The sequence below is a fragment of the Mesorhizobium sp. WSM4806 genome (assembly GCF_055811635.1).
In genome coordinates, this window is record NZ_JBVVQZ010000001.1 from 300206 (window position 1) to 313537 (window position 13332).

Sequence of the window (13332 nt, forward strand, 5' to 3'; positions counted from 1 at the left end):
CTGCCTTAACCCATCGGTTGCGCTGCGGCAATAAACTTGATAATAAAAATCCAGTTATGCAAGCCGTTGTAAGTGCTGCGGTTCGAGCGCTGCAGCCGCGGAGCTTACTCAGGCGTGGTGCAGGACGGTCAGCCGACCGGCGATGTTTTCGACCCGCATCGAGAAGCCAAAAATGCTCTCCAGTATATCCGGCCGGATGATGTCGCCGGTTTCGCCCGATGCGATAACGGCGCCGTCCTTCATCGCGACGATGCGGTCGGCGTACGAGGCTGCATGATTGATGTCGTGGAGCACGATGAGCACCGTCTTGCCGTGCTCGTCGGCGATGCGTCTCAGTGTCCGCATCAGGTTTCTTGCATGAAACATGTCTAGGTTGTTCAGCGGCTCGTCGAGAAGGATGTAATCCGTCCCCTGGCAGAAGGTCATGGCGACGAGGGCGCGCTGCCGTTGCCCGCCTGACAAGGTGTCGATGAAGCGCAGCGCCAGGTCGCTGAGATCGAACTGTTCGAGCGACGCCGCGATGATTTCGCGGTCTTTCGCGGTCAGCCGCCCGCGGTTGTGCGGGAAACGACCGAACCCCACCAGTTCGGCGACACGCAGGCGGCTTGCGACGCCGGGATCCTGTCTCAGGATGGCCATGATCCTGGCCAACTGCCGGCTCGGCGTCGTATCGACCGGCAGCCCGTCGACGGTGATGCGGCCGCTTTGCAGGGGCCGCAGGCGGGCGATCAACGACAACAGGCTGGACTTGCCAGCGCCATTCGGTCCGACAAGCGCCGTGACGCCGCCCTTCGGCACGGTCAGGCTGACATTATCCAGAATGCGGCTGCCGCCAAGAGCCAGGGAGACGCCTGCAATCTCGATCATTGCCGGCCCCCGGCAAACAGAATGGCGAGGAACACGATGCCGCCGACAAACTCCACGACGATGCCGAGGCTGCCTTCCCCGCCCAGAGCATGCTGGAGGATTGTCTGGCCGCCGACGAGCACGATTATCGCCGTGAGCGCGGCTGCCGGCAGAAGGATGGCGTGCCGGTCGGTGCCGACGATGCGCTCAGCGAGCGAAACCACCAGCAGCCCCAGAAACGCCATCGGTCCAACCAGCGCCGTCGACGCCGACACGAGCGCGGCGACAACAACCAGCAGCCCGGCAGCCGTGACGCGCCACGCCACGCCGAGCCCAATGGCTGTGTCGGTGCCCAGCGCGAGCACATCGAGAACATGTCGCGCCCGCCAGGCGATGGCGACACCCGCCACGGTGATCAGGCCGGCCAACAGCAGGAGATCGGGTTCCACCGCATTGAAGCTGGCGAAGACCGTACCCTGCAGTACGGCGAAATCGTTCGGATCCAGCAGCCGCGCCAGCAACGTCGTCATCGATCGGAACAGCACGCCCAGCACGACGCCAGTCAGCAGCATCAGCGTCAGGTCGAACCGCCGGCGAAGCATCGGCAGGAACAGCGCCAGCGCGAGGCTGGTCATTGCCGTGAAATTGCCGAAGAAGTGCAGGCTGGGATCGATGCCGGCAAAGCCGAAACCGCTCAGCGCAAAAACCAGCGCCGTCTGGCAGAAGACGTAAAGCGCATCCAGGCCCATGATCGACGGCGTGATGATGCGGTTGGCGCAAACGGTCTGGAACACGACCGTCGAAACCGCCACCGCCACGCCGACCAGAACCATCGCAGCCAGCCGCGCTGCGCGCAGTTCGACCACGAAGGCGAGATCGCCGCGCAGGCCGATCGTCATGAAGGCCACGCCGACCAGCACTGCGACTGCCGCCATTATCACGAGGCGGCCCTCGTGCCGCACCAGGCCGCGTTGCATCAAAACTTCAGTCATTGCTGTTTCGGCCAAGCAGCAGGACTAGGAACAGCACCGCCCCGACGACGCCGAGGATCGTGCCGACCGGAACCTCGTAAGGGAAACGGATGAGCCTGCCCATGATATCGCAGGCAAGCACCAGCGCCGCGCCACCGCCGGCGACCCATGGCAAGGTGTGGCGCAGGTTTTCGCCGGCGAAGCGCGATACGATGTTGGGCGCGACAAGGCCGACGAACGGGATCGTACCGACGACGACCACGGTCAGCGCGGTGATGGCCGAGACGATGACCAGGCCGAGCCGAAGCATAGCGGCATAATTCAGGCCGAGCCCTATGCTGACGTCCCTGCCCAGCGAAAGCATCGTCAGGCGGTCGGCCGTCCACCAGGCCAATACGACCAGTGCGCCCGCAACCCACAACAGTTCATAGCGCCCGCGCAGGATGCCGGAAAACTCGCCCGTCATCCACACTTCGAGATACTGCAGAAGGTCCAGGTGCCAAGCGGCAAAGATCGCGGCGGCGCCAATGACGCCGCCATAGACCAATCCGAACAGCGGAACGAGAAAAGGTTGTGTCGGCGGCAACCTATGCGCGAGCATGAGGAAAACGGATGTCCCGGCGAGAGCGGTCACCGCCGCGCCGGCTGCCTTCCATCCAAGCGATGCATCGGGCCAAACCAGCGTCACCACCAGTATGCCGAGTGCCGCCGATTGCGCGGTTCCAGCCGTCGAAGGCTCGACGAAACGGTTGCGGGCAAGCGTCTGCATCACAAGCCCTGCGATGGCCAGGGCGCTGCCGGCCAGAAGTGCCGCCAACGTCCTCGGCAAGCGGCTGATCATGATCAGCCGCAAGGCTTCCGGATCGGAGGCCAGACTGCCTATGGCAAGCTCTCCGACGCCGACGAACAGACTGGCCACAAACAGCGCCAGCAGGGTTGCGGCGCCGATTGCCTGATAGGCGAAGCCTTGAGAGCCAAGCGATCCGGCGGTCATTGGGTCCGCGAGAAAGCGTCTCGAATGGTCTCAAGCACGCGCTTCGTCGACTGGACGCCGCCTGCAGCGATGTAGAAATCGGCTGCCGGCATGTAGACCACCTGCCCTTTCTTCCAGGCTGTGGTTTCGGCCACCAGTTCATTGTCCAGCGTCGCCCTGGCGTTCTGCTCCCCCGAGCCGATCGCCGCGGCGCGATCGAGCACGATGAGCCAGTCCGGATTGGCGTGGCGGAGGAACTCGAAGGAGATCGCTTCGCCGTGGGTGGCGGCCTCGACATCCTCGACCGCCGGCGTGAGCTCGAGCGCCGAATGCAGCCAACCGAAGCGGGACTCCTTGCCGTAGGCGGTCACCTTTGGGCCGCTGGTCATCAGGATCAGTGCCGTGCCCTTGCCCTTGACGGCGGCACGTGTGGACGAAAGCGCCTCATCGAGTTCCGAAGCAAGCGCCGCCGCCTCGGCCGGCTTGCCGACGAGAGCGCCGTAGGCCGTCAGGCGCTGCTTCGCCTGCGCGAACAGATCATCGCCATTCATCGTCATATCGATGCTCTGCGCAATCTGGCTGGTCGCCGCCAGTTGCGGCGATGAGCGCCCGCCGACAATGATCAGGTCCGGCGCCAGCGCGCTCAGCGCCTCCAGATCGGGCTCGAAGATGGTGCCGACGATTTCCGCGCCGTCCTTCAACCCGGCGAGTTCGGGCACATAGAGCTTATCGGGCAAGCCGGCGATCTTCACGCCCAGGCTGTTCAACGTATCGACCGCCGCAATGTCGAACACCGCGAGCGTTTGCGGCGTCTTGCCGACCGTTACCGGGCCGTGCGCGGTCTCGATCTCGGTTGCGAACGCCTGAACGAGGAAAAGCGCCAATGCCGGCAAGGCCAGGACCGGCTTGAGCCATCTCATGAGCATGCTCCGTAGCGAAGACGACGCTTCAATCGCGCCAGGCCAGCGGCTGGAGATTTTCGCGGAAGGCGAACCGGACGAGATGCGATTCTATGACCTGCTTGGTCTCGGTCAATGCGGTGGTGTCGGCCGCTTCCACCACTATGTCCAGCCGTTCGAGACCGGCATTCATGGTAGCCGTGCCGCAGGAGAAGCGGCACTGCCCATGCCCATCGCCATAATCGACCTCGACCTTGTGCGCGAAATGCTTGCAAAGCTGCTGGAGATATTTGCCCGCATTCGGCGTTTCGCAGCGCGTGGTTGCAGTCAGCATCGAGACCTCATAATATGATGTTTACACTCCACTTATCGTAAGCTATCCGTTCGGACAAGTCGGCGTCGCTGAGCAGTCCGCCGCAAGAAATGCCTGTAGCGACAGCCCCTCGCGTAGCCATGCTCCTGGCAGGCCAGACCTTCGAACAGAAAAGCGTCCCAATGCTGCGCAGATTTTTCGCCTACTACCGCCCCTGGAGAAGTCTGTTCATCCTGGATTTCTGCTGCGCGGTTCTGTCTGGCCTGCTGGAACTCGGGTTTCCGATGGCCGTCAAGCTGTTTGTCGACGAGCTGTTGCCGACTCAGCAGTGGCTGCTGATCCTTGCTGCGTCGGCCGGCCTGCTTGCCATCTACGTGGTGAACACCGGACTGATGGCGGTCGTGGTCTATTGGGGCCATATGCTCGGTATCAACATCGAGACCGAGATGCGCCGGAAGAGCTTCGATCACCTGCAGAAGCTCTCGTTCCGCTTCTATGACAATCACAAGACCGGTCACCTCATCGCCCGGGTCACCAAGGACCTGGAGGAAATCGGCGAGGTTGCCCATCATGGCCCGGAAGACCTGTTCATCGCGATCATGACGTTCATCGGCGCCTTCGCGCTGATGTTCCTGGTCAATCCGCAGCTTGCGCTGATTACGGCGGCAATTGTGCCGCTGGTCGCCTGGGTGACAAGCCGCTATGGCGCGCGCATGACACGCAACTGGCAGGCGCTTTACGGGCGGGTCGGCGATTTCAACGTTCGCATCGAGGAGAATGTCGGCGGCATGCGGGTGGTGCAGGCTTTCGCCAACGAAGACCACGAGCGCAACCTGTTCGCGCGCGACAACGCCAGCTACCGCAAAACCAAGCTCGATGCCTATCGCATCATGGCCGCTAGCACGTCGCTGAGCTACATGAGCATGCGGTTGATCCAACTGGTGGTGATGATCGCCGGAAGCTACCTCGTGCTGCGTGGCGAACTTTCCAGTGGCGGCTTCGTTGGCTTCCTGCTCCTGGTCAATGTGTTCTTCCGGCCGATCGACAAGATCAATTCGGTGATTGAAACCTATCCGAAAGGCATCGCCGGATTTCGCCGCTATGCGGCCCTCCTCGACACTGAGCCGGACATCGCGGATCGGCCCGGCGCATTTGACGCACCGACGCTCAAAGGTGCCATCAGCTACCGGGACGTCAGCTTCGGCTATAGCGGCGAACGGCCGGTTTTGAAGAACATCAATCTCGACATCGCAGCAGGACAGACCATCGCCTTCGTCGGGCCATCCGGCGCCGGCAAGACGACCCTGTGCTCGCTGCTGCCGCGTTTTTACGAGGTCGACAGCGGGTCCATCACCATCGACGGTCTGGATATCCGCGATATGACGCTGGCTTCGTTGCGCGGCCAGATCGGTATCGTCCAGCAGGACGTGTTCCTGTTCGGCGGCACGATCCGCGAGAACATCGCCTATGGCCGGCTGGACGCGGTCGAGAGCGAGATCGTCGAGGCGGCGCGCCGGGCGCGCCTCGACGAACTCATCGCCTCGCTGCCGGAAGGCCTCGATACGATCATCGGCGAGCGCGGCGTAAAACTTTCGGGCGGTCAGAAGCAGCGCCTGGCAATCGCGCGCATGTTCCTGAAGAACCCGACCATCCTCATCCTGGACGAGGCGACGTCGGCACTCGACACGCAGACCGAGCGGGAGATCCAGCAGTCGCTGGCAGAGCTTGCGCAGGGCCGAACGACGCTGGTGATCGCGCACCGGCTGGCGACGATCCGCAATGCCGATCGCATCGTGGTGGTCGCCGATACAGGCATCGTCGAACAAGGTCCGCATGATGAACTGGTGGCGCGTGGCGGTGCTTACTCACGACTGGGCGCGGCTTCAGATTAAATGAGATGCCGCTCGCAAAGCTCGGGCCGAGGAGAGTTCTCCTGAAACGCACCCGATCGGGCTGCGCAACCAAGGCCGCTCCAGCCCACGCTACGAGATCGAAAAGGATTTTCCCTCCGCTGGGCGTGAGGTGATTCCAAGCGGCGGGCGAGCCCGCCGCATGGAAGTCGAATCCCGACCGTGTGGCCGAACGCTGTTATCGGCTCCCCCACATCCCCTGTCCGTAACCCGGTGCGGGCTTATCGAAGATCGATTTTCCTGCCGAGGTCGGTGCGCTGTCGGTCGTGTCGACACTCGCTGTGCCGCTCGGGTCGAGCGCGTAGCCGTTGTCGGACACCATCGAATGGTCACCGGTCTTCGGATAGAAGGAGCCATGGCTGTAGTCGGAGCCATAGTGGTCGCTGCCGGCAAAAGCCATGCCGGAGGCAAACAGCAAGGTGGCAGTGGCAAGAACGATCTTGAGCATTTCAATTCTCCATTTTTGAGGGTTAGCGTTTGGCCTCAACGCGCCGTGCCCCGCACCGCATCGATGAGGCCGTCTTTTCATGCCCTTTGGGCAAACCGACCAACCGCTATCCTCCTGGATGTGCGGCGGCAGGTTGTTCAGCGCACGGTCTCTTGTTGCGTTCGTGCGCTGTTCGGTGGGCTGCTCAATGGCAGCCGAGATCATCACCAATCGGCAGTGTCAGCGCGGCCGTACGAATGGCGGCTGTTGCCGATCAGCCGTCGCGTAGCGGGGTTGACGTCTGCCCCTTGTCGATCATGGCGTTGCAAGAGCCGGCGAGCCCCTTCATGGCCCGGGTGGTTTTTGCCAACAAGGCTCGCGCGGAGCCGGTCGGGGAAATCGTATGAAGCAACTGGCCTATGCATTTTGAACCTCAGGTTTCGGAGCAAAACGTGTCGCCCCTCGCCAAGACTAGATGTTCGGTCTTAGGCTCTGGATATTTTCGTGCCGTCCGTTTATTCTTCCGCGTCTTCGGATCTTATTGTCATACACCGCTTTCGTTTCAGGCGTTTTTCTGCATCGCGGTGGGAGTGTTTCGTTTGTTTCAGAGGCACGCGCGACGGGCGGGACGCATTTTGTGGATGATCGTCCTCGATGGCGCGACACCGGCTTGCGCATGCCACAGGCCTGTCCGCCTCGGCTCGACCCAAGGACAGACAGGCTCAGCCTCGGCTTACGGCCGGATGTTGTGGTTGACGCGGAAGAGGTTCGCCGGATCGTATTGGCGCTTGGCCGCGACGAGCCGCTCATAGTTGGCGCCGTAGGCGGCGCGTACACGCGCCTCGCCTTCATCATCCATCATGAAGTTGATATAGGCGCCACCATGCGGGTTGTGCTTGTGCACCGCGGCCCAATACTCGCTTGCCCAGCGCCTCAGTGCGGGCGCCTTCGTCGGGTCGGGGTCGATGCCGGCGATAACCATGGACCAGCGCGCTCGCCGCGCTCCCCACGCGGTAGCGTCCGGAGCCACTTCCTGGGCCGCTCCGTCGATGGGGTAAAGATGCATCAGCGACAGCACGCTCGGGGTCTTCGAGCCGTGCTCGGCATGGGCTGCGATGGCCGCATCGGACAGCTCGTCGACATAATCGCCCTTCCAGTACCACTGCAAGCCCCTCGGCAGCAGCGGATCAAACAGCGCCTGCAGATCGACGAAGGGCATCTGCATCATACCGTCCATCAGAGGCCTGGGAAGCGCGTCGCGCACGGGCCGCATCGCCCGGACGCCGTCCTCCTCAGCGCCGTTGTAGCAACTGATCAACGCGCAGACGCGCCTTCCCCAGATCTCGCGCGGGAAAGGGTCGCAGGAGGGCACCGTCTTGATGCCGAAGAACATCCCGAGCTCTCGCTGCGCTCCGGGCAGGAAGTCACGGTACCAGCGCATGATCTCTGCGGCATGTGCGATGTCGAAGAAGATCGGCCCGGCATAGACATCCTTCGCCGGATGCGCCTGAAATGTGAAGCGCGTCACGACGCCGAAGTTGCCGCCGCCCCCGCGCAGCACCCAGAACAGCTCCGGGTGTTCGTCCTCACTTGCCGTCACGACGCTGCCGTCGGCCAGTACGACCTCGGCCGCAAGCAGATTGTCGATGGTGAGGCCGTGTTTGCGTGTTAGATGACCGGTGCCGCCGCCCAGCGTCAGTCCGGCGATGCCTGTGGACGAGACGAGGCCAGCCGGCACCGCCAGCCCATGAGCGCTGGTGGCGCGGTCGACATCGCCTTGGGTGCAGCCGGCCTCGACGCGGACCGTGCTGGTCCTGAGATCAATATCGACCCGTTTCATCGGCGACATGTCGATGACCATTCCGCCGTCGCAACTGCCGAACCCTGGACCGTTGTGGCCGCCGCCGCGAATGGCAAGAAGCAAGTGCTTGTCTCGGGCATGATTGACTGCCGCGACGACGTCGGCGACCTCGGCGCAGGGGATGATCCAGCGCGGCCGCTTGTCGATCATGGCGTTGTAGAGCCCGCGTGCCTCTTCATAGGCCGGATGGTTTTGGTCAATGAGGCTCGCGAGGAGCCGGTCGGGGAAATCGTGCGAAGTAACTGGCTTATCCATATTGAACCCTCAGGTTTCAGAGCAAGACGCGTCGACACTCGCCAAGACTAGATTGTTCATCCTGGGCGCTGGACATTTGCGCTTCGCCGGTTGAATTTGCCGCATCTGCGGCTGTTCTTGTCATACACCGCCTTCGTTTCAGGCGTTTTTCTGTGGTGTGGTGGGAGTGTTTCGTTTGTTTCAGCGCGCGCCCCACGGGGATATCAGGCGACACGTCAGCGCCGGCGATGTCTCCCACGCGCCGAAACAGTTGAAACAAATCACGCGTCGCCCGAACGCGTGCTGAAACAAAGAGGGGCTATTATCCGCCCTCGCGGGATCACGCGAACAAAGGGAACGACCATGCGGCCTGATAATCCGGTGCCATCCACACACACAGGCTATGCCCTTTTTGACGCCAACCATGTTCTCGTCGACAGCAATCCGCAGATATTTGGAAGCCGGCGGCTCGACCGCGGCGAGATGCAGCCGACGGACGCCATTGCCGCAGTCGCCGAAGCCCTATCACGTCTAAAGAGTTTCGACGGCCGCCCCATCGAGCCGGGCAACGCATTTGTTGAAAGCGCCGCAGCGCGATGGACGCAAATCGACGACGCTCCAGTTGAAGCCGAGACATTGGATGGCCGATGGAAGTTGCTCACCGCACATCCTCGGCCGGATGGCGGCATGGCCCTGGTAAGCGTCGACATTACCGAGATGAAGCGAGCGCAGATCGCGCACCAGGAGAACGCCGAGATATTCCGCTGCATCACGGACAGTCACCCGCTGCCGGTTTGGGTGGTGGACGCGGGAAGCGGGCACATCCTCTACGAAAGCCTCGATGCGTCGAACCTGCTTGGCCGAAAATGGACGCCGAACGAGCCGCAATTCCTGACGGATCATTTCGTGAATTCTGGCGAATTCGATGAAATCAGTTCTCTCGCCAGCAACAGCGAGATCGTCCGGGATCACGAAATCCAGCTCAGAAACACAAGCGGATCGGCCGTCTGGTGTTCGACCAACTGCCGTCGCGGCGTCTATGGCGGGCGCCCCTCGCTCATCATCGGCGTATTGGACATCACGGAACGCAAGCAGCGCGAGGATCTGTTCGGTTTCCTGATCAAGCATCACCCGTTGCCGGTATGGATGAACGATGCAAGTTCGGGGGAACTCATCTACCAGAGCAATGCTGCCGAACGGCTGCTTGGATGGAGCAAAAAGGCGCAACGCGAGACGGTGCGGCTCGGCGATTACTTTGTCGACCCCGAGAAACACCGGGAAATAAATCGCGAGCTCATGCAAAAGGGCGTCGTCGAAAATTGCGAGGTGCTCCTCAAAAGACCCGACGGCCAGGAGTTCTGGGCCACGGGCAATCTCAGGATCGTCGAATTCCAGGGCCGGCGAGTGGTTCTCGCCGGCATCGCCGATGTGACCAAGCAGAAGAAGCGTGACGGTGAAGTCGCCGCGGCGCGGGAGATGCTCGCGGACGCCGTTGAATCACTCTCCGAAGGATTCGCACTGTACGACGAAGACCACCGCCTGGTCATGTGCAACAGCCTTTACCGCGAGCTGAACCACCCGGTGCGGGATCTCGTCGAACCGGGTGTGGAATGGGACGAACTCCTTCGCGAATCCGCCAAGCGCGGCGTGTTCCGCAATGCGGTTGGGCGCGAGGATGAGTGGCTCGACGAGCGGATCCAAAGCCGGATCGAGTTCCATTCCCATTTCGAGGTGCCCCTCTCCGACGGCAGATGGCACTCGGTATCGATACATCCCACCGATCTTGGCGGCTTCGTCGTAACGCGCGCCGACATCAGCGAGCGCAAGAAGGCCGAGGCATTCGAGCGCGACGCCACGACACTGCTGCAAAAGGTGCTCGATGCCTGCCCTTCGCCGATACGCATGACCACGTTCGAGGGAGAAACGCTCTACCGCAATCCTGCCACCAGAGATCTCTACGCCGACCGTCCTCGGATAACCGACCATTATGTCGATCCAGACTACAGCGCAATGTTGGAGCGCACCCTGGTCGAAAAGGGCAGGATCGATGATTTTCGGGTCCAGCAGTACGACACCGAGAACAAGGCCTTCTGGGCTTCGATTTCCGCTCGCCTGATCGATTTCCAGGGAAGGCAGGTGATAGTGTCGAACACGACTGATATCACCGACATGATCACCGCCCAGCAAGAAACGCGCAAGGCCAACGAGCGGCTGATCGACGCGATCGAATCTCTGGCCGAAGGGTTTGCCCTCTACGACAGGAACGATTGCCTGGTGCTGGCCAACAGTAGGTACCGCCAGATGCACGCGATAAGCGCGGATGTGCTCATTCCCGGGGTGAACTGGTTCGATTTCCTCCGCGTGACCGCAGAGCGCAACCAGTTTCCGGTTCCACCCGACAAGATCGACGACTGGCTTGCCGAGAGGGCAAGGGACCGCCGCGAATTCCGGCAACAGGAATTCCGTCATACGGACGGGCGTTGGTTTTTCGTCTCGAACTGTCCGACCCGCGAAGGCGGGTTCGTGGTCACCCGTGTCGACATTACAGAGCGCAAGCGGGCCGAGGAGGCCGCCAAGGAAGCGGACGAACTGGTCCGTAAAGTCCTCGAAGCCTGCCCCGTCAACATCCAGATGACCCGCGCGCATGACGGGAAGCTGCTTTACCGCAGCCCCGCCACCGTTGAGCTGCTCGGCGACGTCACCAGCGCCGTCGACTATTATGTCGACCCTTCAGAGCGGAGGCGATACGTTGAGCGGCTGCTCGCGACGGGGTTGGTCGACGATTTCGAAACCCAGCTCAAACGCAAGGACGGTGGTACCTGCTGGTGCTCGATTTCGTCTCGACTGATCGATTACCACGGTGAGAAGGTGATCGTTTCCCACGCCTACGATCTCACCGACCGTATCGACATGCAGCAGGAATTGGAGCGGCAGCGCGAGACGCTGCACCAGAACGAAAAAATGTCGGCGCTCGGTGGATTGCTGGCCGGGGTGGCGCATGAGCTCAACAATCCGCTCTCGGTGGTGCTTGGCCTGTCATCGCTGTTGAAGGAGACCGCTGCCGACGCCAAGGTCGTGGAACGCGCCGACAAGATAAGCAAGGCAGCCGAACGCTGCGCCAGGATCGTCAAGACATTCCTGGCTATGGCCAGACAGCAGCCGACGCGAACCTCAAACGTTGCGATCGATGACATCATTTCCGAAGCGGTCGAAGTGGCGAGCTATTCGATTCGATCGTCGGACATCGGGCTTTCAGTTCATCTTGAACCTGGTCTTCCCCTGATCTGGGCGGATCCCGATCAGCTTGGCCAGGTGCTGATCAACTTGCTTGTCAATGCAGAACAGGCGTTGCACGGCTGGGAAGCACGACGGACAATCACGGTTTCAACGCGGCTTCATCCCACAACCGGCAACATAGTCGTCAGCGTTGCCGACACGGGTCCGGGAATTCCCAAAGAGATACGTCCCCGCATTTTCGAGCCGTTCTTCACGACCAAGGAGATTGGGGCAGGGACTGGGATCGGGCTGTCCTTTTGTCATCGGATCGTTCAATCCCATGGAGGAACCATCGAGGTCGAATCCCCCGAGGGGGGTGGCTCGACCTTCATACTTTCGCTGCCTGCTTCGGACCGTCTCGACGAAGGAACCGAAACGGCCGAAGACGAGCTCCCGAATTCAACCGGCATTGCCTGTCTGGTGGTGGACGACGAAGAGGAAGTGGGTGAGCTGGTTGCTGAGGTGCTCAGGCGAGATGGTTTCAACGTCACCATTGCCAAATCCGGCGAAGAAGCGCTGCTGCACCTCAAGAACCGCACTTTCGCGGTGATCCTGAGCGATCTGAAAATGCCTGATATGGACGGACGGGGATTGTTCAACCAGATTGCCAAGCTCCATCCGGCCGAACTCGACAGGTTAGCCTTCCTGACAGGGGACACGATCAGTCCGGACGCGCAGATGTTCCTGCGCGCCGCGAAACGGCCCTACCTTGAGAAACCGATCAAACCGAACGAGCTCCGTTCGTTTGTCTCAAATCTGGTCAACAACAATGCTTGACAGACCCGTTGATTTGCACGTCACTTTAGAGGCAGCTTATCCATTAGGCTGGTTGCTCGGTGGTCGATTTTGACGACGCACGCACATGTAGTGGTCTGCGATGACGAACCGGATATCCGCTACACGGTAGCGGAATATCTGGAGCACCATGGCTATGCCGTGACGCCCGCCAACGCGGGGCCTGCCCTGCGTGAACTTATTGAGAGCCAGCACGTCGATGTGGTCATATTGGATATCCGAATGCCAGGTGAGGATGGCCTCTCCCTGGCGCGATATCTACGAGAGCACTCAGACGTTGCCATTATCATGCTGACCGGATCGGCGGAAATCGTCGACCGCGTTGTCGGATTGGAGATTGGCGCCGACGACTATGTCGCGAAGCCCGTCGACCTGCGGGAGCTGCTGGCGCGGGTCAAGGCCGTGCTGCGCAGGACATCGGCGAGCGAACGCGCTGCGGGGAAAGCGAGTACTCCGGGCCCTCACCAGCTCCAGTTCGGCAAGTGCCGCTTCGACCCGGACGCACACAAATTATACAATGCCGAGGGAATCGAAATAGCGATCACCCCGATGGAGTTCCGGCTTCTGAAAGTATTCAGCGAACATCGCGGACGCGTACTCAACCGCGATCAACTGCTCGAACTCGCCCATGACCGCGGGTGGGATCCCTTCGATCGCAGCATCGACATTCGCGTTTCGCGCCTGCGGAAGAAAATCGAGGTCGATCCCTCCAAGCCGGAGGTGATCAGGACGATCCGCGGCATGGGTTACCTCTATTCTTAAGCGCGCCGCCGCCCGGCTAGACCAGCGCCTCACCCCTTGCGGCTTAGGTGTTGAGATTTTGTGGC

Annotated in this window: 10 protein-coding genes; 3 read left to right on the forward strand and 7 right to left on the reverse strand. The window is 61.4% G+C overall.

The features are described 5' to 3' along the window. Positions 1-108: 108 nt before the first annotated feature. From AC0L2M_RS01340 to AC0L2M_RS01360, 5 genes are read right to left on the reverse strand one after another with little or no spacing between them, the layout of a single operon-like run. On the reverse strand, positions 109-867 hold the full coding sequence (locus tag AC0L2M_RS01340; RefSeq protein WP_091589887.1) for an iron ABC transporter ATP-binding protein: 759 nt from the start codon (positions 865-867) through the stop codon (positions 109-111). Beyond that, positions 864-1838: an iron chelate uptake ABC transporter family permease subunit gene (locus AC0L2M_RS01345; RefSeq protein WP_473533831.1), complete on the reverse strand. Its 975-nt coding sequence runs from the start codon at positions 1836-1838 to the stop codon at positions 864-866. The genes AC0L2M_RS01340 and AC0L2M_RS01345 overlap by 4 nt, the downstream gene beginning before the upstream one ends. Then, positions 1831-2811 (reverse strand): ABC transporter permease, encoded by a 981-nt coding sequence (locus tag AC0L2M_RS01350; RefSeq protein WP_287301443.1) that lies wholly within the window; start codon positions 2809-2811, stop codon positions 1831-1833. Before AC0L2M_RS01350 ends, AC0L2M_RS01345 begins: the two co-directional genes overlap by 8 nt. Continuing rightward, complete coding sequence (locus AC0L2M_RS01355) at positions 2808-3710, reverse strand: siderophore ABC transporter substrate-binding protein (RefSeq protein WP_473533832.1); 903 nt, start codon at positions 3708-3710, stop codon at positions 2808-2810. The genes AC0L2M_RS01350 and AC0L2M_RS01355 overlap by 4 nt, the downstream gene beginning before the upstream one ends. Before the next feature lie 28 nt (positions 3711-3738). Further along, positions 3739-4023 (reverse strand): DUF2218 domain-containing protein, encoded by a 285-nt coding sequence (locus tag AC0L2M_RS01360; RefSeq protein WP_128172095.1) that lies wholly within the window; start codon positions 4021-4023, stop codon positions 3739-3741. A 161-nt stretch (positions 4024-4184) separates the two neighbouring features. On the opposite strand from AC0L2M_RS01360, the gene AC0L2M_RS01365 reads away from it, so the two are divergent. After that, a complete protein-coding gene (locus AC0L2M_RS01365; protein WP_128179962.1) occupies positions 4185-5894 on the forward strand; it encodes an ABC transporter ATP-binding protein in 1710 nt (569 codons plus the stop codon). A 196-nt stretch (positions 5895-6090) separates the two neighbouring features. On the opposite strand, the gene AC0L2M_RS01370 is transcribed toward AC0L2M_RS01365, so the two are convergent. After that, positions 6091-6360, reverse strand: a complete 270-nt coding sequence (locus tag AC0L2M_RS01370) for a hypothetical protein (protein ID WP_023799715.1) — start codon at positions 6358-6360, stop codon at positions 6091-6093. A gap of 712 nt (positions 6361-7072) precedes the next feature. Beyond that, complete coding sequence (locus tag AC0L2M_RS01375; RefSeq protein ID WP_473533833.1) at positions 7073-8455, reverse strand: FAD-binding oxidoreductase; 1383 nt, start codon at positions 8453-8455, stop codon at positions 7073-7075. 342 nt (positions 8456-8797) lie between these two features. Here AC0L2M_RS01375 and AC0L2M_RS01380 point away from each other — a divergent pair, with 342 nt between their 5' ends. Continuing rightward, positions 8798-12487 (forward strand): PAS-domain containing protein, encoded by a 3690-nt coding sequence (locus AC0L2M_RS01380; protein ID WP_473533834.1) that lies wholly within the window; start codon positions 8798-8800, stop codon positions 12485-12487. Positions 12488-12556: 69 nt separating this feature from the next. After that, complete coding sequence (locus AC0L2M_RS01385) at positions 12557-13267, forward strand: response regulator (RefSeq protein WP_419696340.1); 711 nt, start codon at positions 12557-12559, stop codon at positions 13265-13267. Positions 13268-13332: the final 65 nt, after the last annotated feature.

Coding starts and splice junctions, on each gene's coding strand:
- AC0L2M_RS01370 (WP_023799715.1), bottom strand. CDS start 6,360: ATGCTCAAGATCGTTCTTGCCACTGCCACCTTGCTGTTTGCCTCCGGC.
- AC0L2M_RS01355 (WP_473533832.1), bottom strand. CDS start 3,710: ATGAGATGGCTCAAGCCGGTCCTGGCCTTGCCGGCATTGGCGCTTTTC.
- AC0L2M_RS01380 (WP_473533834.1), top strand. CDS start 8,798: ATGCGGCCTGATAATCCGGTGCCATCCACACACACAGGCTATGCCCTT.
- AC0L2M_RS01375 (WP_473533833.1), bottom strand. CDS start 8,455: ATGGATAAGCCAGTTACTTCGCACGATTTCCCCGACCGGCTCCTCGCG.
- AC0L2M_RS01340 (WP_091589887.1), bottom strand. CDS start 867: ATGATCGAGATTGCAGGCGTCTCCCTGGCTCTTGGCGGCAGCCGCATT.
- AC0L2M_RS01365 (WP_128179962.1), top strand. CDS start 4,185: ATGCTGCGCAGATTTTTCGCCTACTACCGCCCCTGGAGAAGTCTGTTC.
- AC0L2M_RS01345 (WP_473533831.1), bottom strand. CDS start 1,838: ATGACTGAAGTTTTGATGCAACGCGGCCTGGTGCGGCACGAGGGCCGC.
- AC0L2M_RS01360 (WP_128172095.1), bottom strand. CDS start 4,023: ATGCTGACTGCAACCACGCGCTGCGAAACGCCGAATGCGGGCAAATAT.
- AC0L2M_RS01350 (WP_287301443.1), bottom strand. CDS start 2,811: ATGACCGCCGGATCGCTTGGCTCTCAAGGCTTCGCCTATCAGGCAATC.